This window comes from Nonomuraea sp. NPDC049378, from assembly GCF_055586745.1.
Window position 1 is genome coordinate 211,850 of record NZ_JBVJHP010000006.1, and the last position, 22,847, is coordinate 234,696.

At 69.1% G+C, this 22,847-nt stretch carries 23 protein-coding genes and 1 pseudogene; 8 read left to right on the forward strand and 16 right to left on the reverse strand.

Annotated elements, in window-relative coordinates; genetic code table 11:
* The first annotated feature begins 43 nt into the window (after positions 1-43).
* Entirely contained in the window at positions 44-1,810 is a 1,767-nt protein-coding gene (locus ACZ6SA_RS15315; protein ID WP_465828390.1) for an ISL3 family transposase, read from the forward strand.
* Between the two features lie 381 nt (positions 1,811-2,191).
* Here the strand turns inward: ACZ6SA_RS15315 and ACZ6SA_RS15320 are convergent, their stop codons facing one another.
* Positions 2,192-3,025 carry an alpha/beta fold hydrolase gene (locus tag ACZ6SA_RS15320; protein ID WP_465828392.1) on the reverse strand — a complete coding sequence of 278 codons (834 nt, stop codon included), beginning with the start codon at positions 3,023-3,025 and terminating at the stop codon, positions 2,192-2,194.
* A gap of 72 nt (positions 3,026-3,097) precedes the next feature.
* A complete protein-coding gene (locus ACZ6SA_RS15325; protein ID WP_465828394.1) occupies positions 3,098-3,736 on the reverse strand; it encodes a TetR/AcrR family transcriptional regulator in 639 nt (212 codons plus the stop codon).
* A gap of 252 nt (positions 3,737-3,988) precedes the next feature.
* Between ACZ6SA_RS15325 and ACZ6SA_RS15330 the strand changes: the two genes are divergently transcribed.
* The gene (locus ACZ6SA_RS15330; RefSeq protein WP_347642459.1) at positions 3,989-4,777 is read left to right on the forward strand and encodes an inositol monophosphatase family protein; all 789 of its coding nucleotides are present in this window, start codon (positions 3,989-3,991) and stop codon (positions 4,775-4,777) included.
* Positions 4,778-4,804: 27 nt separating this feature from the next.
* Here ACZ6SA_RS15330 and ACZ6SA_RS15335 read toward each other — a convergent pair.
* From ACZ6SA_RS15335 to ACZ6SA_RS15390, 12 genes and pseudogenes are all read right to left on the reverse strand, one after another.
* Positions 4,805-5,113: pseudogene (locus ACZ6SA_RS15335) on the reverse strand (ISKra4 family transposase); the annotation flags it as partial.
* A gap of 65 nt (positions 5,114-5,178) precedes the next feature.
* Positions 5,179-6,279 carry an integrase core domain-containing protein gene (locus tag ACZ6SA_RS15340; RefSeq protein WP_465828397.1) on the reverse strand — a complete coding sequence of 367 codons (1,101 nt, stop codon included), beginning with the start codon at positions 6,277-6,279 and terminating at the stop codon, positions 5,179-5,181.
* Positions 6,280-6,567: 288 nt separating this feature from the next.
* Positions 6,568-7,191, reverse strand: coding sequence for a nuclear transport factor 2 family protein (locus tag ACZ6SA_RS15345; protein WP_465828399.1), 624 nt, complete (start codon positions 7,189-7,191; stop codon positions 6,568-6,570).
* A gap of 16 nt (positions 7,192-7,207) precedes the next feature.
* A complete protein-coding gene (locus tag ACZ6SA_RS15350) occupies positions 7,208-8,635 on the reverse strand; it encodes an aldehyde dehydrogenase family protein (protein WP_465828401.1) in 1,428 nt (475 codons plus the stop codon).
* Positions 8,636-8,647: 12 nt separating this feature from the next.
* Positions 8,648-9,331, reverse strand: coding sequence for a 3-oxoacid CoA-transferase subunit B (locus ACZ6SA_RS15355; RefSeq protein ID WP_465828403.1), 684 nt, complete (start codon positions 9,329-9,331; stop codon positions 8,648-8,650).
* A complete protein-coding gene (locus ACZ6SA_RS15360; protein WP_465828405.1) occupies positions 9,328-9,990 on the reverse strand; it encodes a 3-oxoacid CoA-transferase subunit A in 663 nt (220 codons plus the stop codon). The genes ACZ6SA_RS15355 and ACZ6SA_RS15360 overlap by 4 nt, the downstream gene beginning before the upstream one ends.
* A complete protein-coding gene (locus ACZ6SA_RS15365; protein ID WP_465828407.1) occupies positions 9,987-11,180 on the reverse strand; it encodes a thiolase family protein in 1,194 nt (397 codons plus the stop codon). The genes ACZ6SA_RS15360 and ACZ6SA_RS15365 overlap by 4 nt, the downstream gene beginning before the upstream one ends.
* A 28-nt stretch (positions 11,181-11,208) precedes the next feature.
* Positions 11,209-12,291 carry an ABC transporter substrate-binding protein gene (locus tag ACZ6SA_RS15370; protein WP_465828408.1) on the reverse strand — a complete coding sequence of 361 codons (1,083 nt, stop codon included), beginning with the start codon at positions 12,289-12,291 and terminating at the stop codon, positions 11,209-11,211.
* On the reverse strand, positions 12,288-13,259 hold the full coding sequence (locus ACZ6SA_RS15375) for an LLM class flavin-dependent oxidoreductase (RefSeq protein WP_347642451.1): 972 nt from the start codon (positions 13,257-13,259) through the stop codon (positions 12,288-12,290). The genes ACZ6SA_RS15370 and ACZ6SA_RS15375 overlap by 4 nt, the downstream gene beginning before the upstream one ends.
* Complete coding sequence (locus ACZ6SA_RS15380) at positions 13,260-14,351, reverse strand: ABC transporter substrate-binding protein (protein WP_465828410.1); 1,092 nt, start codon at positions 14,349-14,351, stop codon at positions 13,260-13,262.
* 15 nt (positions 14,352-14,366) lie between these two features.
* Entirely contained in the window at positions 14,367-15,233 is an 867-nt protein-coding gene (locus ACZ6SA_RS15385) for a cupin domain-containing protein (protein WP_347642449.1), read from the reverse strand.
* 35 nt (positions 15,234-15,268) lie between these two features.
* A complete protein-coding gene (locus ACZ6SA_RS15390) occupies positions 15,269-16,159 on the reverse strand; it encodes a DUF6282 family protein (RefSeq protein ID WP_443150858.1) in 891 nt (296 codons plus the stop codon).
* Positions 16,160-16,370: 211 nt separating this feature from the next.
* Here ACZ6SA_RS15390 and ACZ6SA_RS15395 point away from each other — a divergent pair, with 211 nt between their 5' ends.
* The 5 genes from ACZ6SA_RS15395 (at position 16,371) to ACZ6SA_RS15415 (ending at position 20,420) form a co-directional block, all read left to right on the forward strand.
* Positions 16,371-17,150, forward strand: coding sequence for an IclR family transcriptional regulator (locus ACZ6SA_RS15395; RefSeq protein ID WP_465828413.1), 780 nt, complete (start codon positions 16,371-16,373; stop codon positions 17,148-17,150).
* Positions 17,151-17,215: 65 nt separating this feature from the next.
* Complete coding sequence (locus ACZ6SA_RS15400) at positions 17,216-18,004, forward strand: ABC transporter ATP-binding protein (protein ID WP_347642446.1); 789 nt, start codon at positions 17,216-17,218, stop codon at positions 18,002-18,004.
* A gap of 8 nt (positions 18,005-18,012) precedes the next feature.
* Positions 18,013-18,900 carry an ABC transporter permease gene (locus ACZ6SA_RS15405; RefSeq protein ID WP_347642445.1) on the forward strand — a complete coding sequence of 296 codons (888 nt, stop codon included), beginning with the start codon at positions 18,013-18,015 and terminating at the stop codon, positions 18,898-18,900.
* Between the two features lie 3 nt (positions 18,901-18,903).
* Positions 18,904-19,665, forward strand: a complete 762-nt coding sequence (locus tag ACZ6SA_RS15410) for an HpcH/HpaI aldolase family protein (protein ID WP_465828415.1) — start codon at positions 18,904-18,906, stop codon at positions 19,663-19,665.
* On the forward strand, positions 19,662-20,420 hold the full coding sequence (locus ACZ6SA_RS15415; RefSeq protein WP_465828417.1) for an SDR family NAD(P)-dependent oxidoreductase: 759 nt from the start codon (positions 19,662-19,664) through the stop codon (positions 20,418-20,420). The genes ACZ6SA_RS15410 and ACZ6SA_RS15415 overlap by 4 nt, the downstream gene beginning before the upstream one ends.
* A 327-nt stretch (positions 20,421-20,747) precedes the next feature.
* On the opposite strand, the gene ACZ6SA_RS15420 is transcribed toward ACZ6SA_RS15415, so the two are convergent.
* Positions 20,748-22,016 (reverse strand): DUF5685 family protein, encoded by a 1,269-nt coding sequence (locus ACZ6SA_RS15420; RefSeq protein ID WP_465828419.1) that lies wholly within the window; start codon positions 22,014-22,016, stop codon positions 20,748-20,750.
* A gap of 174 nt (positions 22,017-22,190) precedes the next feature.
* On the opposite strand from ACZ6SA_RS15420, the gene ACZ6SA_RS15425 reads away from it, so the two are divergent.
* A complete protein-coding gene (locus ACZ6SA_RS15425; RefSeq protein ID WP_465828421.1) occupies positions 22,191-22,505 on the forward strand; it encodes a hypothetical protein in 315 nt (104 codons plus the stop codon).
* On the opposite strand, the gene ACZ6SA_RS15430 is transcribed toward ACZ6SA_RS15425, so the two are convergent.
* Positions 22,462-22,821, reverse strand: coding sequence for a hypothetical protein (locus tag ACZ6SA_RS15430; protein ID WP_465828423.1), 360 nt, complete (start codon positions 22,819-22,821; stop codon positions 22,462-22,464). The genes ACZ6SA_RS15425 and ACZ6SA_RS15430 overlap by 44 nt on opposite strands.
* Between the last annotated feature and the right edge of the window lie 26 nt (positions 22,822-22,847).

Consider the following 22,847-nt stretch of genomic DNA (forward strand, 5'->3'; position numbering starts at 1 on the left):
CGGGCGGGGCACCGGACCGTCACCTGATCATCAACGAGCGGCCGTGGGGTTCATTGTGCTGCATGCGCCGGCAGGTGAGAACACCTGCTGCCTTCGTTTGTTTTGCCCCGCTTTGCGGGAGATGGACGTCCTCAAGGTGGAGACCCTCGATGACAGCATGCTGATCGCGGCGCGCACCGTGGTGAGTGAGGTCCCGTGCCCAGAGTGTGGGCTGCTTTCGACCCGAGTGCACAGCCGGTATCGCCGGACCGTGTGGGATCTGGCGACGGGCGGGCGGCCGGTCAAGGTCGAGTTGGAGGTGCGCCGCTTCTTCTGCGGCGAGCCCTCTTGTGATCGAGAGATCTTCGCCGAGCAGGTCGGCGGGCTGACCCAGCGGCGCGCCCGTCGCAGCAACGCCTTACGCGCCCTTCTCACCTCGATCGCGATAGCACTGGCCGGGCGAGCTGGTGCCCGCATGGCAGGCCTGGTCGGCGTGCCGGTCAGCAGATCCACGCTGCTACGGATACTGCGGGCGCTGCCCGATCCCGAGATAGGGCAGGTCACAGTGTTGGGCGTCGACGACTTCGCCAAAAAGCGCGGAAACTCCTACGGCACCGTCCTGGTGGACATGGACACCCACCGTCCTATTGATCTGCTGGACGGCCGGACCGCCGATGACCTGGCCACGTGGCTGAAGGACCATCCCGGGGTGCAGGTGATCTGCCGAGATCGGGCCGGCTCCTACGCCGACGGCGCCCGTGAGGGCGCGCCCGACGCCACCCAAGTCGCCGATCGCTTCCACCTGTGGCAAAACCTCGCTACGGCACTGGAGAAGACGATCCGCGCGCACCGATCCTGCCTCCAGGAAGTCTCCGGCCAAGACGCCCCGATCAAGGACGACATCGGCAGCGGGACCGAACCCGTCCAGCGGCCCAAGACCCTGGACTCCTACGGCAACGAACGGCCGATGGTGGCGCGGACACACGAACGCCACGCCCAGGTCCAGGAGCTGAGGGCCAAGAGCCTGTCGCTGAACGCCATCAGCCGCGAACTCGGCCTGGCCTTCCGCACCGTCCGCAAGTACGCCAACGCCACCAGCGCAGACGAACTCCTGGCCCCGACCTTCGCTCGCTCCAGCAAGCTGGATGAGTTCAAGCCCTACCTCACCCGCCGGTGGAACGAGGGCTGCAGCAACGCCGTCCAGCTCTATACCGAGATCAAGGCTCAGGGATTCACCGGCAGCCGCCGGGCCGTCCAAGGCTGGCTCCAGCCACTGCGCGGATACCAGGAAGTACAGCAAGAGCCATGTCCACCGCCCAAACCCCGCCGCGTCACCGGCTGGCTCATGACCCATCCCGACCGGTTGGACACCGAGGAGAAGGCCAGACTGGAACAAATCCTGGCCCGCTGCCCCGAGCTCATCAACACCGCCGAGCTGGTCCGCAGCTTCGCCACGATGATGACCAACCGCGACGGCCACCTGCTCGACGACTGGATCGCCGCCGCCGAAGCCGGAGCCTCGCCCTACCTGGCCACCTTCGCCACCAGCCTCCGACGCGACCACGCCGCAGTGCAGGCCGGGCTGCCACTCGCTCACAGCAGTGGGGCCGTCGAAGGGACCGTCAACAAGATCAAATTCTTGAAGCGGCAGATGTTCGCCGCGCAAACTTCGACCTTCTACGGGCCCGAGTCCTCCGCAACTCCTGACACCCTGCACGTTCTGTCACCGAGATCATCGAGAGTGAGCCAGAGCCCCTTCTCTCATGCCGCTTGGCACGGGCTGCGTTCGGTCAACTTGGCCTACGTGAAAGAAGAGATCATCGTCCTCTGACCTGCTGGAAGGGTCCTCCAACCCTAGATAACGATGGCTCAGGTAGAAGGTGCCTAAAGTACATCCGAACCGGCGTGGACGGGTCGTGGGCTCGCGCTTCGGCGATGTGGATGGCCGGGATCCGCCAGTCCCGGTCGACCACGATGGTCCCGAGCAGTGCGGATGATGACATGCCCGGCCACGCCGACCGGTAGCAGTCGGGCTTGTCCGGACGCGTACTGGCGCACAAGTACGAGGTCGAGCGTCGTACAGTCGCCAAGGCGCTGCGATCGGCCTGGCCTGAGCTGCGCAGCCCCCATTTGCCCCGTCTGTAGGTTTGCCGTCCTCGTGGGGTGCGGGCCGGTCGGCCATGCGGCAACAGTCCCCGCAAGGGCCGGCCGGTTACCCGGACCGCCGCGTGGCTCCGAAGAAATCGGTCAGTGCCTTGGCGAGCGCCTCGGGATGGGTCAGCGGGGCGGCGTGCCCGGCGCCGGGGATCTCGCGCACCCGCGCGTTGGGGATGTGGTCGGCCGCGTGCCGCGCGCTGGCGAGGTAGAAGGGCATGGTGTCGGATCCGTACAGCACCAGCACTGGAGCGGAGATCGCGCCGAGCACACCCGGATCCTCAGCGGTGGGGCCTTCGTAGGCCACCACTTGCTGAAGGAGGTTGAGCAGGCGCGGGACGTAACGGCCCGCGGCCTCGAAATAGCCGGCGTCCTCGGCCGCGGCGATCTCCTCATCGTTGAAGGGGCCGCTCGCGAACGCGCGGGCCGCGGCCGTCAAGTTGCCTTCAACGGCCAGCTTGCCCATCCGGGCGATGGCGTCGCTGATCACGGTTTGCTCCTGCTCGTTCATCAGGCTCCGCATCGGAGGTTCCAAGAGGGCCACCGCGTCCACCGCGTCGGGCCGCGCTGCCGCGCCGAGTGCCAGGTTGGCGCCGGCGGACCAGCCCACCAGCCCGGTCGGTTCCCCGATGCTGTCGATGTAGGCAAGGACGTCGTCGACCTGCCGACCCGGGCTGAGGTCGGGGTGATCGCCACTGAGGCCACGACCGCGCATGCTCAGCAGGTGGCAGGTGAATCGGCCGGTCAGGTGTCCCAGCAGCCGGTCCCAGTCGAGGTCGCCATCGCCGATGCCCCCGTGCAGGAACACGAGTGGCTGCCCCTGGCCGTGCACGGTCCCACCGATCGTGACGCCGTCGGTGGTGGTGACGTAGTGCGTGCGTTGTGTGCTCATGGGCAGGCTCCCTACGAAGTAAACATGTTTACATTCGTACGGTAGCGTCAGTCCGGCGGTAAGTAAACGTGTTTACTTACCGCCTTCCCCGGCACTGCCGTGCAGCAGCGCCCACACTCCTTGGCGGACGTACTCGACCACCTGCTCGGGCGGCGCGCTGGCCAGCCGTCCCTGCGGGGACGCCCACCGCAGCACCCTGATCCCCGCGAGAAGCGCGGCGGCCAGCTCCGCGCGCAGCAGCGGGTCGTCACCGGCCGCGACCGTGGCGAACGGCCCGACGACGGTGTTCTCGGCGTAGTCCCGCACCTTCTCGGGCGGCCCCTCCTGATCAGGGCTCTCCCCAATCAGCCGCCAGACCGTGAGCAGGTCGTCCAGGCCGAGCGAGCCCGCCGCACCGGACGCGCACAGCTCGGCCATCCGGTCAGGCAGCTCCTCGGCCGGCACGTCCAACTGCCCGAACATCGCCGAGTCCGCCGCCGCCACGGCGAACAACCCCCCCTTCGACCCGAAGTAGCGGTACACCAAGGCGACGTTGACGTCGACGTCCGCGGCGATGTCCCTGACGCTGACCGCCTCGTAGCTGTCACGGGCGAACCGCTGGCGGGCCGCCTCCAGCAGCGCCTGCCGCGTCGCCGCGGCGTCACGGCGTCGCCGCGGCTCCGCCGTGCCTCTCGGATCGCTTTTCTCCGCCACCATCACCGTCACCACCATGACTCGACGTCAACGGCGGTAACGTTAGCTGACGCCTCTTCTCCCCCAAACAGTGGCCAGTCGTCCAGCACTGAAGCCGCGGCGACCAGTCTCAGCCCACGCGGCGGGCGGCGGGGTCGAAGAAACCGGTCCCCAGAGGCTGTGCGATGTCAGTCGGGTCATCGGAGCATTCTGCCTTGGGTGCGGCTCCTCTTAAGGGACTGGGCTGATCACGCCGTTCTGGCCGGTCTTGCCTGCCGTATCCTGCGATCCATGCTGATCGCAGACGTTGAGATGGCCCGTTCAGCGGCGCAGGCGGGGGCAGCTGTGGTGCGCACCATGTTCGGCGCGTCGCTGGCCCGCTTGGAGAAGAACGGTGGTGACTTCGCCACGGAGGCCGACGTAGAGTCGGAGAAGGCTATTCTCGGCGTAATTCACGCCGCCCGGCCTGGCGATGCTGTGACCGGCGAGGAAAGTGGGCGGACGGGCTCGGCGAACGCCGAGCGGATGTGGCTGGTCGACCCGCTGTGCGGCACGCTGAATTACGCCGTGCGCAGCATGCTGGTCGCGGTGAACGTTGCCCTGCGCGTGGGTTCGGAAACTACGGTGGCGGCCACGGCCGATCCGTTCTCCGGCGAGGTGTTCTGGAGCGACGGCTTTCGCGCGCATGTCCGCCGGAACGGGGTGGACGAGCCGCTCAAGCCGTCGCCGGATTCCGGCCTGGTAGACGTGAATCTCGACCCGCCGTTCCCGAACGCGCCTGAATTCCGTGCTACCGCTCTGCTGGCCGACCCCGGGTTCGCTGAGCGGTTTCGCCCGCGTGTCGTCTCGACCACGTTGGCGGTGGCCTGGGTCGCCGCCGGTCGGCGAGCCGCCTACGTCACTGACGGCCGACTGCATGACAGCGTGCATTTTGCCGCCGGGATTGCGCTGTGCCAAGCCGCCGGATGCGTGGTGACCGGCCTTGACGGTCACTCGCCGAACACCGGCACCGGCGGGCTGGTCGTAGCAGCCGACCATGAGACCCACATGGCGCTGCTGGACCTCATCGGTAATCAATAGTCCCGCAGGTCAGCCTGCGCCACGCCGTCAGGGCGGTCCAGTTGCGCCGTGGTGAATGCGTTGGTGCTCGTGGTGGAGGTGGTAGCGCCAGTAGCCGGTCAGGTCACCGTTGGCGATCATGACGCGGAGTTTCAGGATGGCTTCGGCACCGGCCAGGCCCCAGCGTGCGCCGGTGATGTCCAGGCGATCGTTGATGAGATGGCGGCATGCGCCTTCGATCACGCCGGTGGCGATCGGCCATCCCTTCTCCAGGGCCTGGTCGTAGCAGAGGAACTCGGCGTGGTCGGTCAGGTAGCGGATGCAGGCGTCGATCTCGCTGCGGCGGCTGGCAGGGAGCATGGCGGCTTGGGTCTCGAGGTCGGTGATGACCTTGCGCCTGCCGACAATTCCATCCATGCAGGTCACGCCGCTTGTGAGTACTCATGGAGGACGCCGCCGAGCCGGTCTCGTCGGCGGACATTCAGGTCGATGATTCGCTCTGGGTCCGTGATCGGATCGGGGACGGTGCGCAGCGGGGCTGCTTGGTTCAGGGCTTGATGTGCTCGGTGCTGGTTGTAGAAGTGTTCATATTCGCGCAGGGCGTGCCGCAGGTGGTGTTCGTTCCAGATCAGACAGCGGTAGAGAAGCTCGTGACGGCACGACTGCACCCACCACTCCATGATCGAGTTCATCCACGGCATCCGGATACCGGTGAGCACCATCTTGATGTCGGCCTCGGCGAGCACCTCGTCCATGAGGGCAGGGAACTTCCCATCCCGATCGCGGAGCAGAAAGCGCGCCCGACAGCCCGCATCGTCCAGATCCATCACCAGATTCCGGATCGCTTGGATGACCCAGCCGGCGCTCGGGTGTGCGGTGGTGCCGAGCACACGGACCCGCCTCGTGGCGTGCTCGATCACCGCCAGAATGTACTGGCGTTGCCCGTTCAGGGTGATGGTCTCGATGAAATCGCAGGCCAGTAGGGCGTTTGCTTGCGAGCGCAGGAAGTCGGCCCACGTGGTGGCCGCCCGCTCGGGCGCCGGATCAAGACCTTCCCGCTTGAGGATCTCCCACACCGTGGACGGCGCGACCTTGATACCGAGTGTGGCGAGCTCACCATGCACCCGCCGATAGCTCAAGCCGGGGTTCTCTCGCACCAGGCGCAGGATGAGGGCGCGAATAGAGCGGACGGTGGGTGGGCGGCCAGGCCGCTTCGGCCGGCAGGTACGGGCATGACGACGTCGCATCAGATCGCGGTGCCAGCGGAGAACCGTGTCCGGACGGATGAGGAGCCGCAGCTGGCGCAGGACCTCGCGCGGCAGCGACGTCAGGAGCGCGGCAAGGAAGGCTCGATCCTCGGGCGCGAACCGCACTCTGGTGTCAGCGCCGAGCTGGCGTTCAAGGACGGTGATCTGGTGACGCAGAGCAAGTATCTCCACGTCCTTGTCCCGATCACCCATGGGCAGCAACCGCAGCGCGGCGAACGTGTTCGTGACGGTCAGGTAGGCCAGGCGAAGCAGCACAGCGGATCATCCTGCCGTACACGCTTCCCTCTCATGGGCAACCGGAGCTCGCGAACGCCACGCGAAGCCCTCGCAGAGTCATGACCTGGGTGGACGTAATTATCGGCAGGCGCAGCGTCACTGTGGCCCTGACCAGTCGAGATGGCCGCCCCCAACACCCATAATGGCCATAGTCAAGAATGCGTGGCTGCTCGGTGGTTGCTCGTGGGTTCAAGTCTCACCCGCCTTACTTTTCGACGCAGGTGCTACCTGCGGCTTCCTTGATCCCGTATCAGTGAGAACTTCGGACTATCCCCCGCCGGCGAGCCAGGCGGTCTCACCCTTGTGGAACGCGTCGAGCTCGGCCGGCCGGTCGTCGCCGAGCAGGTCCTGACTCACCGTCACGCCGCGGGTCGACTGGATCCAGGTGAGGAACCGGTAGGACGGCCGAAGCCCAGCCAGCTGGGCCACGTCCACCGGGAGCACCTCACCCGCGTGGACGGGGCGCAGCTCGTCGCGCTCCATCAGGACCTCGAAGCTCATCAGCCTCCACCGTCCTTCGTCCCGAAGGGCACGTGAGAAGAACCGGCAGTAGGCGTGGAAGTCGACCCCCACTCCCTCCACCGTGGTCCGGTTGAAGATCTTCGCCGGGCTCTCGACGGTCGCCCGGTCGCCGTCGACCCGCGCGTAGGCGGGGAAGACCCAGTGCTTGCTGTTCCCGGTCCGCGCCATCCACGTCTTCGTCGCCTCGACGTAGGCCTCGCCGCCGCGCCCGTCGTACCACGTGGTCCGGACGTAGGCGTCGTCGTGGAAGCAGTCACGCATCACGTCGAAGAGTCGCTGGTCGCGGGCGAAGCGTTCCCGCCTCACCAGGTCGAAGAGCTCCGCGCGGTCCAGGAGGACTGCCAGCCGCTCGCTGTGGTCAGGGTTCACCAGGTCGTCCTCTCGTTCACTGGGGATAGCCGAGCACGGCCTTCACCTCGAGGTACTCCTCGAAGCCGAACCGCCCGAACTCTCGTCCGTTCCCGGACTGCTTGTAGCCGCCGAACGGCAGGCTGCGGTCGAACGGAGCGCCGTTGAGGTAGACGCGGCCCGCGCGGATGCGGTTGGCGACCCTGCGGGCGCGGTCGGGGTCCTTCGACTGCACGAAGCCCGCCAGACCGAACGGCGTGTCGTTCGCGATCTCGACGGCCTCGTCCTCGGTCTCGTAGAGCAGGATCGAGAGCACGGGGCCGAAGATCTCCTCGCGCGCGATCCGCATCTGCGGCGTGACGTCGCCGAACACGGTCGGGCGGACGTAGAACCCCTCGTCGAGCCCGTCGGGGCGCCCCGGGCCGCCGACCACGAGCGTCGCGCCCTCGTCGATCCCCGACTGCACGAGCGCGGTGATCTTCTCCAGCTGAGCCTGGCTCACCACGGGCCCCATCGTGGTCGACGGATCGAGCGGCTCCCCGAGACGGACCTCCTCGACCGCCCGTCGCGCAGCGGCGTACGCCTCGTCGCGCTGCGAGCGGTGCACGAGCATCCGCGTGGGCGACTGACAGTTCTGGCCGGCGTTGGTGAAGCACGAGTGCACCCCGGTGACGACCGCGGACTCCAGGTCCGCGTCGGGCAGGATGATGTTGGCCGACTTGCCACCGAGCTCGAGCGCGACCCGCTTCACCGTGTCGGCCGCGAGCTTGGAGACCCTGATGCCGGCACCGGTCGAGCCGGTGAGCGAGACCATGTCGATGTCGGGGTGCGCCGCGATGGCCTCACCGACCGTGGGACCGTCACCGTTGACGAGGTTGAACACGCCGGGCGGCAGCCCGGCGTCGTGGATGACCTCGGTGAGCACCATGGCGCTGAGCGGCGCGATCTCGCTCGGTTTGAGCACCACGGTGCATCCCGTGGCAAGGGCCGGGGCCACCTTCGACGCGACCTGGTTCAGCGGCCAGTTCCACGGCGTGATGAGACCGCAGACGCCGATCGGCTCGCGCCGCACGATCCCGGCTCCCATCTCCTCCTCGAAGCGGTAGCCCGCGAGCACGCGGGCCGCCTCCTCGAAGTGGAACAGCGCCACCGTGGCCTGGCGTTCCGTCGAGAACGTGATCGGCGACCCCATCTCGCGCGTCATCGTCCGGGCGATCTCGGGCAGCCGAGCCCGGAAGCCGGAGATGATCCGCTCGAGGTACGCCAGCCGTTGCTCCACGCTGACGTGCGCGTACGCGGCGAAGGCCGCGCGCGCCGCCACCACCGCGCGGTCGACGTCCTCGGCCGTCCCGAGGCTGATCTCCGCGAACGTCTCCTCGGTCGCGGGGTCGAGGACGCCCAAGGTCCGCGGCGCGGCCGGATCGACCCACGCGCCCCCGATGTAGAACTGGTGCCTGGTGGACACTCTCCTACCTCCTCATGGTGTCGCCGCAGCGAGCGGGACGTCGACGCGCGAGCGGAGCTCGTGGAACGAGATCCCCCACGTCTCCCGGACGAGGACCTGGTCCCCCCCGGTGATCTCGAACGTGGCGACGTCGGTATAGACCCGGTCCACGCACCGCAGCGCGGTGAGCGGATACGTGCATTCCCTGACGAGCTTCGGCTCGCCGGTCCGGGTGAACAGCGACATCAGCACGTAGACCTGCCTGGCGCCCACGGCGAGGTCCATCGCCCCGCCGACCGCCGGGATCGCGCCGGGCTCGCCGGTGTGCCAGTTGGCGAGATCCCCCGCTGTCGAGACCTGGTAGGCGCCGAGGACGCACAGATCGAGGTGGCCGCCTCGCATCATGGCGAACGAGTCGGCGTGGTGGAAGTACGAGGCGCCGGGCAGCTCGGTCACCGGGAACTTGCCGGCATTGATCAGGTCGGGATCGATCGCGTCGCCCGTCGCCGCCGGCCCCATGCCGAGCATGCCGTTCTCGGTGTGGAGGATGACCCCCGACTCCGGGGGGAGGTGGTCGCCGACGGTCGTGGGCTGACCTATGCCGAGGTTGACGTACGCCCCGCGGGGGATGTCGCCCGCGAGCACCCGGGCCATCTCGTCCCGTCCGAGCGGGCCACGGTCGGTGTGCTCGACGATGCTCGGAGACACCATGCTCATGACGGCACCCGCACGATCCGGTCGACGTAGATGCCTGGGGTGACCACGGCCTCGGGATCCAGCGCTCCCGGCTCGACGACGTGCTGCACCTGCACGACGGTGGTCGTCGCGGCCGTCGCCATGACGGGAGCGAAGTTGCGTGCCGTCTTGCGGTAGACGAGGTTCCCGAGGGTGTCCGCGGTGTGGGCGCTGATGAGCGCGACGTCGGCGGCGATGGGCAGCTCGAGGACGTACGTCCGGCCGTCGATCTCGCGGGTCTCCTTTCCCTCCGCGAGGAGGGTCCCGGCTCCGGTGCGGGTGTAGAACCCGCCGATCCCGGCTCCGGCGGCGCGCATGCGCTCGGCCAGGTTCCCCTGCGGCGCGACCTCGAGCTCGATTTTCCCGCTGCGGTACAGCTCGTCGAAGACCCAGGAGTCCGTCTGCCGGGGGAACGAGCACACGATCTTGCTCACCCGCCCGGCCGCGAGCAGCGCCGCGAGCCCGGTGTCGGCGTTGCCCGCGTTGTTCGACACGACGGTGAGGTCTCGCGCTCCCTGCCGGATCAACGCGTCGATCAGGTCGAACGGCATGCCGGCCGTGCCGAAGCCGCCGACCAGCACCGTCGAGCCGTCGGCGATGCCGCTGACCGCCTCGTCGACAGAGGTGCAGAGCAGCGTCATGCGACGTTCTCCAGCACGACCGCCAAGCCCTGACCCACACCGATGCAGATGGCTGCCACGCCCCATCGTTCACCGGACTCCGTGAGCCGCGCCGCGAGGGTCCCGAGAACGCGCCCGCCCGAGGCACCTAGTGGGTGCCCGATGGCGATCGCCCCGCCCTTGGCGTTGACGACCTCGGCGTCCCGCAGCCCGAGCTCGAGCCAGGCGTCGACACAGGCGATCGACTGGACGGCGAACGCCTCGTTCAGCTCGACGGCGCCGATGTCGTCCCAGGTGATGCCCGCCCGCTGGAGCGCGCCGTTGGCGGCCTCGACCGGGGCGTAGCCGAACTGCTGCGGCTCCAGCGCCGCCCAGCCGCGACCGGCGATCCGCGCGACCGGGTCACGGCCGATGGTCGCGGCCGCGCTCGCCGAGCCCAGCAGGACCGCGCTCGCGCCGTCGTTCAACGGTGAGCAGTTGCCGGCGGTGATCGTCCCGTCGGGCCGGAACGCCGGCTTCAGCCCTGCCAGCGCCTCGAGCGAGGTGCCGGCCCGGATGCTCTCGTCCTGGACCAGGTCGGTGCCGGGGACGGGCACCACGAGGTCGTCGTAGAAGCCCTTCCGCCACGCCTCCGCCGCGAGGCGGTGCGAGCGAGCGCCGAACTCGTCCTGCCGCTCGCGCGAGATCGAGAACTTCTCCCGCAGCTGCTCGTTGCACTCGCCCAGCGAGGCCGTCCACTCGGCGGGCATCCGCTCGTTCACCAGCCGCCAGCCCAGCGTCGTGGAGACGGCGGTGACGTCGCCTGCCGGGAACCGGCGCGACGGCTTCGGCAGGACCCACGGCGCCCGCGTCATCGACTCCACGCCTCCGGCGATCGCGATCTCCGCGTCGCCGACCTCGATCATGCGTGCGGCCATCATGGCGGCGTCCAGCGACGAGCCGCAGAGCCGGTTCACCGTGGTGGCGGTCACCGAGACGGGCATGCCCGCCAGCAGCACGGCCATCCGGCCGACGTTGCGATTGTCCTCGCCGGCGCCGTTGGCGTTGCCCCAGAACACGTCGTCGACCAGGCCGGGATCCAGGCCCGGCGAGCGGTCGAGAAGTCCCTTCAGCGCGGTCGCGGCCAGATCGTCGGTCCTCGTGTCGGCCAGGGCTCCGTTGAACCGGCCGAACGGGGTCCGGACCGACGCGTACACGAATGAGCTGCTCATTCGGGTCGTCTCCACTTCCTGCCCCATCTCAGGAGGCGTCCTTCGCTTGCTTGCGGATGTCGTCGTAGGGGAAGTCGTTGATGGCGTCGAGCAGGTCGGTCGTGTAGATCTCCGTGGCCGGGAACGCCTTGCCCACGAGCCCGGCCGAGGCCATGAACTCGACCATCCCGGTTGCCGCCTTCGGATCGATCCGGCCCCAGTCGCCGTCCTCGACGCCCTGGTCGGCCAGCCGGACCTGGAGGATCTTGACCTGGGACGCCATCGCGTCCCTCTCCGGTCCGGTGCCCCGGGTCTCCGGGTGGAGCTTCCACAGGTCGCGGATCGCGGCCTCAGGGTTGGCCTGGGCGAAGGCGAAGCCCTTCGCGATGGCGCGACCGAACCGCTCCAGGACGTCCTTCCTCTCGTCGATCGTCTTCCGCGTCGCCGCGAACCCGCCGCCCCAGATGCCGGCGGTCTGGGGCACCGGCAACGGGGTGAGCTCGATCCCTGCGTCCTCGACGATCGCGTACTGAGTGTCCCAGAGGGCCAGCGCGTCGACCTGGCCGCTCTTGATGGCGTTGATCTGCTGGGCGCCGGCACCGATCGGCACCAGGCCGGCGGCGTTCTCGCTCATCCCGTTAAGCTTTATCGCGGTACGGGCGAACGTCCCGCCCGAGCTGGCCACCGCGGTCACCCCGATCTTCCTGCCCTTCAGGTCGGCGACGCTCCGCACAGCCGAGCCCTGGGGCAGCTGCAGGCTGTAGATCCAGTGCGGGTAGTACGACGCGAAGTAGACCAGGTCCAGGTTCTTGGCGTGACCGATCGCGACCGGCTCACCGGTCATCAGCGCGACGTCGGCGCCCCCGCCGGCCAGCTGCTGCGCCGACTGCGTGCCGGAGGGGAACAGCTGGACCTCGACGTCGAGCCCCTCGTCCTTGAAGTAGCCCTCGGCCTCGGGGACCACCAGGGTGGTGTAGCCGGCGTTCCAGCTGGGCGCGCTCAGGGCGAAGGTGACTTTGTCGAGGCCGGCGCCGCCCGCCGGGTCGCCCCCCTCCGCACCGCACGCGCCCAGCGTGGCCACCAGCAGGACGCCCGCGAACAGGCCGGTCAGGCTCTTGAGCCGTCTCGTCATCGTCGGTCTTTCCCATCAGAGCTCGTGTTCGTGTCGTGCCAGTGCGGGAGGACGTGCCGCCCGACGAGGTCGAGCGTGTGGCGGGCGACCTCCGGCGGCGTGCCGAGCGGGGCGACCCGCAGCTGGACGGACGTGACCCCCGCCCGTACGTACCGGTCGATCGTCGCGTCGATCTCGTCGGGCGTGCCCACCATGGGGAGCTCGGGCTCGGCAGGGCCGCCCGCACCCGTCCACAGGCCCCGTCCGGTGTAGTAGCCGGTCGCGGCCTTCAGGTGGCGCGCGGCGAGTTCGCGGGCGGTGGCGGCGTCCTCGTGGACGACGCAGAACCTGGTGGTGGCGACCGTTCCCGCCGTCCCGCCGCGACCCGACCAGTAGGCGGCCGCCTGCTTGAACAGCAGGTCGTCGCGGTAGTTCGTCGCGCCGTAGAAGCCGTCGGCGAGCGTCGCGGCACGACGGGCCGAGGCGGCCACCTTGCCGCCCACCAGGATCCGCGGCCCGCCGCGCCGCACCGGGGGCGGGACCGCCACCGGCGCGCCGGCACCCGGGACGCCGGACCAGGCGTCGCGCAGCAGCTTCAGCGTGGCGTCGAAGGCCGCGCCGGCCGGACCTGACGCGGGCAGCCCGGCCCGTCGGGCGATCTCCGGGCTGCCGAGCCCGAGGCCGAGGGTGAGCCTCCCGCCGCACAACTGGTCGAGCAGCGCGGCCTCGTAGGCCAGCTTCTCCGGACTGTACGCGCGCAGGAGCAGCACCGCCGATCCCAGCGCCAGGGACGTCCGCCCGGCCAGATGTCCCAGGACCACCAGGACGGACGGGAGGTGGAACGGCTGAGCGGCCGCGTGATAGCTCTCACCCACCCACGCGGAGTCGAAACCGTGCCGCTCCGCGCGGGCGAGCAGCGTGACCGCGCGATCCACCTGTGGGCGGACCGGCTCCTGGGAGCTCAGGTCGAGCGCGATCCCCAGCCGCATTCAACTGGCGCTCTCTGCTTGCTTGACGACGTCGTCGTAGGAGAAGTCGTTGAACGCCTTGAACATCTCGTCGGTGTAGATCTCCTTCACCGGGAACTTCTTGATCAGCCCGGCTGAGGCCATGAAGTCGAGCGAACGGGTGAACGCCGCCTCGTCGATCCGGCCCAGGGTCTTGTCGTCGAAGCCCTGTCCGTCCAGGCGTACCTCGAGGACCTTGACCCCGTCGGCCAGCGCCTTCTCCTCCGGTTCCGACCCGCGGGTCTCCGGATGGAGCTTCCACAGGTCGCGGATCGCGGCCTCGGGGTTGGCCTTGGCGAAGACGAACGCCTTCGCCACCGCACGGCCGAACCGTTCGAGGACGTCCTTCTTGGCCTCGAGGTTCTTGCGAGACGTCGCGAAGCCGCCGCCCCACGCGTCCGCCGTCTCCTTGACAGGAAGCGGCGTCAGGGTGACTCCGGCGTTCCTGACGATCTGGTACTGGATGTCCCAGAGCGCCAGCGCGTCGACCTGGCCGCTCTTGATGGCGTTGATCTGCTGGGCGCCGGCGCCGATCGGCACCAGCGTGGCTCCGTTCTGGCCCAGCCCGTTGAGCTCCATCGCGGTACGGGCGAACGTCGCGCCGGAGCTCGCGACCGCGGAGACGCCGATCTTCTTGCCCTTCAGGTCGGCGATGCTCCGCACGGCCGAACCGTCCGGCACCTGCAGGCTGTAGATCCACTTCGCCCAGTAGGAGCTGAAGTAGGCCAGGTCCAGGTCCTTGTCGTGGCCGATGGCCACGGGCTCGACCGTCATGAGGCCGAGGTCGGCACCGCCGCCGGCGACCTGCTGCGCCGCCTGGGTGGCCGACGGGAACAGGTTGGTCGTGACCTTCAGACCCTCCTGCTCGTAGAAGCCCTCGGCCTCGACGACGGCCATGACCGCGTAGCCGGCGTTCCAGCTCGGGGACGCCATCGCGAACGTCACCGGCGTCAGCTCGCCGGACTCGGCCGGGTCCCCGGATCCGCTGTCGGAACCGCACGCGCTCAGCGTTACGACCGCGCACAAGACGGCGACCGCACCACTGACGACTTTCACCGCTCGTCCGGTCTTCACGATGGAACCTGCCTCTTACTGGTTGGGGAGGGGGTAGGTGTCTTCGTTGAGCACTCGGCCCGGCGTCAGGGAGAAGTCCAGGCGCGGCGGGCAGAAGATGTCGATCAGCTGGTTGGTCCCCGGACCGACGGCCTCGCTGGTGTGGATCATGGGCGGCGGGATCACGGCCACGGAAGGACTGCCGCACTCCAGGTGCCGGTCCTCGCGCCACTCGCTGCGCCGCCTGGACCACGGGGTCCGCAGGTGGTGGACGTAGTCACCCTCCACGGCGAGCGAGCACTGCTCGAAGTCGTCGTGGTCGTGCGGCGAGAGGGTGTTCGGATCGCGCGGGCCGATCCTGGGCGCCAGGAAGTTGACCATGAAGGTGCTGCACCGCACGATCTGGCCCGGGCGGATGGCGTCCTGCGTCACCTGCAGGTCGGCCAGCCGGTAGGCCCGGATGCGGTAACCCTCCGGCGGGTCGGGCCACGGCTCGAACGGCTTGGTGTTCGGGTGGGGATCGGCGTACGCGTCCCGGTTGCGTGCCTTGTCCAGCATGTCGGTGGACCGGGAGCTGAACAGCCGTACGACGGTGCAGTCGTCGACGCCGACGATCGCGCTGCTGCCCGGCGGGACCATCACCACGGCCTTGCCCGAGACCGACTCGGACTCCCGCGACGCACGGATGACGACGCTGCACTCCTCGTACGGGAGGATCGCGACGTACTCGTCCGGCTGATCATCCCGATCCAGCACGTCGCCGGCGACCAGCGTCGTGTAGGCGAGCACGAAGTTGTGTCCGCGGAAGTACCACGACGACGATCCGCCAGGGGTCGTCTCGTCGGGATCGCCCGTACCGAGGTCGGAGAACTCCACGTCGGGCGGGGTGGCCAGGGTGGTCATCGTCTGTCCTTTCTGGTCAGCGGCAAGATGCCGGTTCAGTCGTCCAGGCCGAGCAGGAAGGCCGGGTTGTCGCAGAAGATCTGCCGCAGCGACCTCTCGTCCAGGCCGAGGTCCAGCAGCGCGGTCGCGACCCGGATGTAGGAGTCCACCGGCAGCGGCCGGTCCTTCTGGCCGAGGTCGGAGGCCATCACGGTGTGCTCGGGGCCGATCCTCTCGATCCAGTTGAGGAGGAGTCTCGGGTCCCACTTCTTGGTCCCCTCGGGGTCGTAGAAGCCGGTCTCGTGCTCGATGAACGCTCCGTAGCCGACCAGCTCACGGCACTTCGCCTCGTCCGCGCCGATGACGTAGTCGGGATGGTTGAGCAGCATCCTGGTGACGCCCTTGTCCTTGGCCGCGGCGAACAGCTGGGCGATCGACTCGGTCTCCATGTGCCCGCCGGTCACCATCGCGCCGGTCTCCTTGACCAGGTCGAGCACCTCGTAGACCTCGGGGATGAGCTCGCCGTTCTCCTGGTGGACGTCGACCTTGGACGACGGCACCTCGACGCTCGCCGTGGGGAAGCCGACGCCCTCCGGATGGCATTCGATGTGCCGGCCGGCCGAGAACGTCGGAAACCACACGGCCTTGCCCCCCATGCGCAGGCACATGGCCACCGCCTGGGGGTTGATGCCGCCGATCATGCTGTTCAGGGTGATGCCGCCGAAGACCGGGGTCTTGATCTTGGCCAGCCGGTCGTTCATCGCGAGCAGGTCCATGACCGTGTTGTGGTGGTGGGACTTCACCAGCACGCCGCGCATGCCGAGCCGCTCGCCGTCCTTACCGGCCTCGGCGTGGTCGATCCGTCGGGGGAACGGGTTCGGGCCGGAATGGCAGTGCAGGTCAACGCAGCCGTCGAGCAGCTTGATGATGGCGGGGGTGTCAGTCATGAAGTCTCCGGGTGTCGGCGGAAGTTCACATCACCGTTCGCATCACAGACTGAAAGTTCGCTATCCGGTCTGTCAATAGGGTGCGTATCGAAACACTTGCCTGAAACACCTGGAAAACCTTGCAGCAATCCCGAGGGCGTGCATACCCTCTGTCCGTACTGCGAACTACGAGAACTCTCTACGGACATCAACTGCGACGGGGTGGGGGCCGATGACGGAGCGCCAGGACGACAGACAGGTGACTGCTCGCGAGCAGGACATCCAGGCGGTGAGCCGGACCGCGCAGATCCTCGGACTGTTCGGTCCTGAGACTCCTGAGCTCTCCGTCGCGGAGGCCACCCGCCGGCTCGGCCTGAACCGGACCACGGTGCACCGCTACTTCAGCTCGATGATCGGCTGCGGGCTGCTCGAGCGCGTGGAGGACTCCGCACTCGTCCGTCCAGGACGGTCGATCCTGCAGCTCGGCAGCTTCGCGCTGGGCCGGCAGCGCATCATGCAGATGGCGCCGGCCCACATGCGCGAGCTCGTCCGCGAGATCAAGGTCAGCACCGTGCTGTCGCTGTGGGGCACCTCAGGACCGGTGGTCTCGCTGGTGGAGGAGGCCGAGCACCCCACCCTCGTGACGGTGCGCGTGGGCTCGCAGCTCGCGCTGGACTCCTCGCAGGCCAAGGTCTTCCTGGCCTTCCTCCCCGACCAGTTCAACGCCGACCGTCTCACCGGCAGCCTCCCCGAGCCCCAGCGCACCGAGACGCGCCAACGCATCGAGGAGATCCGGCAGGCCGGCATGAGCAGTCACGTCAACCACCGCGGCATCTGCGTCGTCGCGGCGCCGGTGTTCGCGGCGACCGGGATCTGCGCCACGATCGCGGCCGTCGGCACCGAGCGGATGCTGCCGGCGGCGCTGGACTCCCGGGAGGCCACGGCGTTGAAGGCCGTCTGCAAGCGACTGACCAAGGAGATGGGCGGCACGTGGCCCGAGAGGGCCGGCTGATCGCTGCCGGCACGACAACCGAGGCGCGGGCAGCCTGCGCTCGAACCAGGTGAGGAATGACAGACATGCCGACCAGTACCGACACCGACTACGTGATCCGCCTGGACTCGGTGTCCATGCTCTACCCGACGAAGTCCGGCGGGACCGTCCAGGCTCTCGACGACGTCTCCCTCAGCGTCCGAGCCGGTGAGTTCATCTCCATCGTCGGTCCCAGCGGCTGCGGCAAGAGCACGCTGCTGCGGATCATCATGGGGCTGTCCCGCCAGACCTCAGGACAGGTCACCTTCGGGCCGTCGGACGACACCCACCGCAACCAGCTCGGGATGGTCTTCCAGCAGCCGCTGCTGCTGCCCTGGCGTACCGTGCGGAAGAACCTGCTGACCTCGCCTGACCTGCACCAGCGCCGGGACGCCGGCACCCACGCGAAGGCCGACGAGCTGCTGGTGATGCTCGGCCTGGAGGAGTTCGGCGACCGGTACCCGAACGAACTGTCCGGCGGGATGCAGCAGCGGGTCGGGATCGGCCGCGCCCTGATGCACGACCCGCGCATCCTGCTCATGGACGAGCCGTTCGGCGCCCTCGACGCGATGACCCGCGACCAGATGGGACTGGACCTGCTGAAGATCTGGGACCAGGACCGCAAGACCGTGCTGTTCGTGACGCACAGCATCCCCGAGGCGGTGCTCCTCGCCGACCGCGTCGTGGTCATGACACCGCGACCCGGCCGGTTGGCGGACGTCGTCGAGGTCGCGCTCCCTCGGCCACGGCGGCTCGAGAACATCAACACGCCCGAGTTCGGCGAGATCGTCCTGAAGATCCGCAAGCTGCTCGACTCCGAGCACAGCGCCCACTAGGAGACCTCATGTCCACCAACACCAAACGCCACGCAGCCGGCCGAGAGGCACCCGCCGTCCCGGACGGCGAGACCGTGCCGGTGGAGGCCCCCACGAACTCGGACACCCCGGCCCGACGCCGCCGAATGCCGGAAATCACCTACAGCGTGCTGGTGTTCATCGGGCTGCTGGTGGTCTGGCAGGCCGTCGTGGAGATCTTCGACGTCTCCAACATCCTCGTCCCCGCGCCCACGGCCGTCGCCGCCTCCCTGGTCGAAGGCTTCCAGGACGGCAGCCTGATCACCCACTCGCTCGTCACCCTGAAGGAGATCCTGATCGGGTTCGGCATCGCGGTCGGCTCCGCACTGGTCTCCGCCGTGCTCATCACCCAGTTCAGGACGGTGGAGCGGGTGCTCTTCCCGCTGCTCATCCTGACCCAGACCATCCCCAAGGTCGCCATGGCGCCGCTGCTGATCGTCTGGTTCGGCATCGGGATCAGCTCGAAGGTGCTGACCGTGGCCCTGATCGCGTTCTTCCCCCTCCTCATCAACGCCATCCTGGGATTCCGGTCCGCCGCCTACGAGCAGGTCGAGATGCTCCGGTCATTCGGCGCGTCCCGCATGCAGGTCATGCGGCACCTGCAGATCCCGTCGGCGCTTCCGCACATCTTCGCGGGGCTGGAGGTCGCCGTCATCCTGTCCGTGACCGGCGCCGTGGTCGCGGAGTTCGTGGGCAGCTCGGAAGGTCTGGGCTACCTGATCCAGGCGACCAACTTCACCCTGGACGTGGCCAGGACCTTCGCGGTGATCGTCGTGCTGTCGGCCGTCGGCATCGCCCTGCATGCGGTCGTCGTACAGCTCGGCAAGTGGCTGGTCTTCTGGACCTCCACCCCCAACGAGACCGCCGGTGAGGTCTGAGCCATGACACGGATGCGCGACGGAATCAACGGCGGCACGCTCGGGACCTGGATCAAGCTCGCCAGCCCCGAGAGCGTCGAGATCATGGCGTACGCGGGCTTCGACTTCGTGGTCATCGACCTCGAGCACACGACACTCGACCTGGGCGCCGCCTCGACCCACATCGCGATGGCCCGCGCCCTCGGGGTGGACCCCCTCGTCAGGGTGCCCGACCACGGCCTCAGCGTGATCCAGCGGGTCCTGGACGCCGGCGCGGCCGGTGTGATCGTGCCGCACGTCGACACGGTGGAGCAGGCCCGGGCGGTCGTGCGGGCCACCCGCTTCCCGCCGCGCGGCGACCGCGGGTCCGGCGGCACCAGCCGAGCGGGTCGCTGGGGGCTGCTGCCACGGGCGGACTACCTCGACGAGCGGGTTCTGTGCGTCGTCCAGCTCGAAAGCGAGCCGGCGATGAAGAACGCCAGGGAGATCCTGGCCCTCGACGGCGTCGGTGCCGCGCTGGTCGGGACGGCCGACCTGTCGATGTCGATGGGCGTCGCGGCGGGCGGCGACGAGGTGGACCGGCTCGTCACGTCCGCGCTGGAGGCCGCCGCCGCGGCAGGCGTGCCCATCGGCACCGCGTCCGCCACGAGCGACCAGGCCAGGGCCGCGCTGGCCCGGGGCTACGACTACGTGGTGGTCAGCAACGACACCTCGATCCTCGCCGGCGGAAGCCGGGCGATCGTGAACGCGGTGAAAGCGCCCGTAACCGAGGGAGCCGCCCGATGAGCGCGCCACGTGTCGCCATCGTGACGGGCTCGAGCTCCGGCATCGGCGAAGGCATCGCCCGCGCGCTCGCGGCCGACGGCTTCACCGTCGTGGTGAACTCGGCCACCTCGGTCGACGCCGGTGAGCGGCTCGCGGCCGAGCTCCCGGGGGCGAGCTACGTCCAGGCCGACGTCGCCGATCCCTCCGACGCCGTGCGCCTGGTGGAGACGGCCGTGGAGCGGCACGGCCGGCTCGACCTGCTGGTGAACAACGCCGGGGTGTCGCGACCCGTCCCGCACGCCGACCTGGACGCGATCACCGCCGACGACTGGCACCGGATCCTCGGCGTCAACGTCGTCGGGACGTGGCAGGTCTCCGTCGCCGCCGTGAAGGTCATGGGGCCCGGCGGCCAGATCATCAACATCACCTCGGTGGGCGGCTCGCGCCCCCTCGGCAGCTCGATCCCCTACTCCGTCAGCAAGGCCGCGCTCGACCACCTGACGAGGCTGCTGGCCAAGGCCGTGGGTCCGGACGTCCGGGTGAACGCGATCGCCCCGGGGCCGCTCCAGACCCGGCTGACCTCGGACAACCTCGCCACGCGGGCGGCGCGCACCGGGGCAATGACACCGCTGGGCCGGCTCGGGCAACCATCCGACGTCGCAGCGATGGTCCTGGCGCTCATCAAGGCCCCCTTCGTCACCGGTGAGGTGATCCACGTCGACGGCGGCATCAACCTCGTCACCCACCTCGACGTGCCTCGCAACGACGACGCGTGATCCGTCCCGGCCCGTGAGGTCAACCGGTGCGCTGCGCTGCGATCGGCAGGCGCAGTGCCCGATCCGCCAAAGCCCTTGATCCCCATGGGGAATTCAGGGGCTTTTCGCATTTCTCCCCCTGTTCACCTGAAAGCGGTCCCGCATCGAGGGGCCGACCTCCCCGTACCGAGGGACTGCAGATTGAGGACTAACGCTTCGATCTGCTGCAAGGCACTGACGTTGGCCTCGGCTGCATCAAGTCCTCTGACCGGGACCGGTTCGCGGTGCCGCGTGTCCTCTACCGGGTTCCCCGGCGTGCCTGGCCCCGGCAGTGAGCAGTCGCGGCCGTCAATCGCAGCCGCAGCCGCAGCCGTCGCACCCGCAACCGCCGTCCTCGCCCGAGCAGCAGGAACAACAATTACCGCAGTTGCCGCAGCACTCGTAACCGGAACAGTCGAAGCGCTCGCAGCAGGAGCCCTCGCGGCCCTCGTCCCAGGCGGGCCGGTACAGGCCGCAGGTGCAGCAGGTCAACGCGCCGCACGCCAGCGACAGCAGCCCGCCGGGATCCCGCTTCGGCGGCCGTCGTCCCGGCGGTGCGCCGGGATCGCCGGGCGGGTGGCCCGGTGAATGACCTGGTGAATGACCCGGTGAATGACCCGGTGAATGACCCGGCGCGTGACCGGGGCCGTGACCGGGGCCGTGCGTGCCTGCGGCGGCTTGCGATCCGGCGGTGGCGAAGGCTCGGGAGACGGCGTTGCCGGTTTCCCGTACCAGCAGTGCGCGGGTCAGGGCGGGGCGCGGCAGGTCGAGCGCATTCACGGCGGCGCGCAGGTCGGCGTGCGCGGCGTCGCAGTGGCGGCGCGCCTCGTCCAGGTCGGTGCCGGTGGCGGCCAGCGGGTTGTACGCCCCGGACGCCCGGTCGTCGGCCAGGTCCTCCACCGCGTCGATCAGGTGGGCCAGTCTTCCGAACCCGCGACCGGCCGCCGCCAGGGCCTCGCGGTTGTGGGGCTTGCCCGCGAGCACCCCCGTGTGCGCGAACGCCGCCGCTACGGCGTCCTCGGTGGGCACCGTCAACTCTCGTAATCCGGTCGCCGCGCCGCTGCCCGGGGGCCTCTGGGCGGGGATGCGTTCCAGGAGGGCCTGGCGGGCGGCCGCCGCCGTCAGCGGGGTGGGATCGAAGCCCAGCGTGCCGGCCGTGGCCGTACCGGCGGAGGACCAGCGGCCCGCCAGGCGGGTGGCGCCGGCGGCCAGGGGGCGGCGGGCGTACATGCCGTCGCCGTCCGCCACGTGGTCGTTCACCTTGCCTGCCGCCAGGAGCAGCGACACCGAGGCCGCCAGCCGTACCCCCTCGGACTCCACCACGTCGGCGCCCTTGAAACCGCGCAGCGCGCACGGGCCCGCCCTCCGGCGCGACGTGGGCGCGGACGTCTGGGCCTCGGTCAGGACGGACACGAGCAGGCCGTCGTAGTTGGTCACCAGACGGGACAGGTGTCCGTGCTCGTCGCGGAGGGCCAAGCAGAGTCCGCACAAGTGGCCCATCCAGGCCGCGTAGAGACCCTTGCACAGGACGTGCTGGCATGGGCGGACAATGCCGAACATACGTCCCCTTATGGTCATAATGGAGAGCCAACCGTAGCAGCAGGCCGTCAGAAGATGCGGCAACGGCGGGAGAACCCCCAGGAAACGCCGCTCCGGAGCACCGCGGTCGCCGAGGCCGCGGCACCGTGGAACCCTGCCTCGCCGCGACCCGACCCGGCAGTGCGGGGCCAGGCGGGCTGGTAGAAATGCGGCATGGGCGAATCTGTCGGGTATCCCCCGCAGCCGAACGTGCCGCCCGTCCGGCGGATCTACAGCCGGACGTACCGGGTGTGGGCCCATGTGCTCCTGTGGACACCGATCGCGATCACGGTGACCGGTGTCGTCGGCGGCCTGGGGCTGTTCGCGGTCGCCGACGCCGACCCGACGTACGGTTCGTCCGGTCTCGGCTATCTCGGCCTCGTCGTATGGGGCGCCCTCGCGGTCGGGTCACCGGTCCTGCTCGGGTCGTTCACCGCCGGGCTGATCATGCTGAACCGAGCGCGCCGCCCTCGTCGAAGGCGGTGGTGAACTCGGCGTCCCGGTCGCGGATGAGGAAGAGGAACGACTCCGCACGCTCGCCAAGGGCCAAGATGACTGCCGCTGCCGACGGGTCGTTCAGCTTCGCTGACACGCCGACGACGGCCGGCAAGCACACGTACGTCATCCAGCTGGTGGGGAACTCGACAACCGAGCCGGCGAAGACCACCCACGTGGTCGTCGTCTCCCAGCCCTCCGCGTAACCTCCCGGCGGGGTGACGGCGATCCGGATCGCCGTCACCCATGTCGTTGGGCACGCCGAACCACGGAACTCAGCCCGCTTGGGTCTTCCCGCCACGACGTGCACCGGCGACTCCATCGAACCAGGGCACA

Bases quoted from the DNA above. Each gene is read 5' to 3' on its own strand.
- ACZ6SA_RS15320 (WP_465828392.1), bottom strand. From the start codon at position 3,025: ATGAGCACACAACGCACGCACTACGTCACCACCACCGACGGCGTCACG.
- ACZ6SA_RS15325 (WP_465828394.1), bottom strand. From the start codon at position 3,736: ATGGTGGTGACGGTGATGGTGGCGGAGAAAAGCGATCCGAGAGGCACG.
- ACZ6SA_RS15330 (WP_347642459.1), top strand. From the start codon at position 3,989: ATGCTGATCGCAGACGTTGAGATGGCCCGTTCAGCGGCGCAGGCGGGG.
- ACZ6SA_RS15355 (WP_465828403.1), bottom strand. From the start codon at position 9,331: ATGAGCATGGTGTCTCCGAGCATCGTCGAGCACACCGACCGTGGCCCG.
- ACZ6SA_RS15360 (WP_465828405.1), bottom strand. From the start codon at position 9,990: ATGACGCTGCTCTGCACCTCTGTCGACGAGGCGGTCAGCGGCATCGCC.
- ACZ6SA_RS15365 (WP_465828407.1), bottom strand. From the start codon at position 11,180: ATGAGCAGCTCATTCGTGTACGCGTCGGTCCGGACCCCGTTCGGCCGG.
- ACZ6SA_RS15370 (WP_465828408.1), bottom strand. From the start codon at position 12,291: ATGACGAGACGGCTCAAGAGCCTGACCGGCCTGTTCGCGGGCGTCCTG.
- ACZ6SA_RS15375 (WP_347642451.1), bottom strand. From the start codon at position 13,259: ATGCGGCTGGGGATCGCGCTCGACCTGAGCTCCCAGGAGCCGGTCCGC.
- ACZ6SA_RS15385 (WP_347642449.1), bottom strand. From the start codon at position 15,233: ATGACCACCCTGGCCACCCCGCCCGACGTGGAGTTCTCCGACCTCGGT.
- ACZ6SA_RS15390 (WP_443150858.1), bottom strand. From the start codon at position 16,159: ATGACTGACACCCCCGCCATCATCAAGCTGCTCGACGGCTGCGTTGAC.
- ACZ6SA_RS15395 (WP_465828413.1), top strand. From the start codon at position 16,371: ATGACGGAGCGCCAGGACGACAGACAGGTGACTGCTCGCGAGCAGGAC.
- ACZ6SA_RS15400 (WP_347642446.1), top strand. From the start codon at position 17,216: ATGCCGACCAGTACCGACACCGACTACGTGATCCGCCTGGACTCGGTG.
- ACZ6SA_RS15405 (WP_347642445.1), top strand. From the start codon at position 18,013: ATGTCCACCAACACCAAACGCCACGCAGCCGGCCGAGAGGCACCCGCC.
- ACZ6SA_RS15410 (WP_465828415.1), top strand. From the start codon at position 18,904: ATGACACGGATGCGCGACGGAATCAACGGCGGCACGCTCGGGACCTGG.
- ACZ6SA_RS15415 (WP_465828417.1), top strand. From the start codon at position 19,662: ATGAGCGCGCCACGTGTCGCCATCGTGACGGGCTCGAGCTCCGGCATC.
- ACZ6SA_RS15420 (WP_465828419.1), bottom strand. From the start codon at position 22,016: ATGACCATAAGGGGACGTATGTTCGGCATTGTCCGCCCATGCCAGCAC.
- ACZ6SA_RS15425 (WP_465828421.1), top strand. From the start codon at position 22,191: ATGGGCGAATCTGTCGGGTATCCCCCGCAGCCGAACGTGCCGCCCGTC.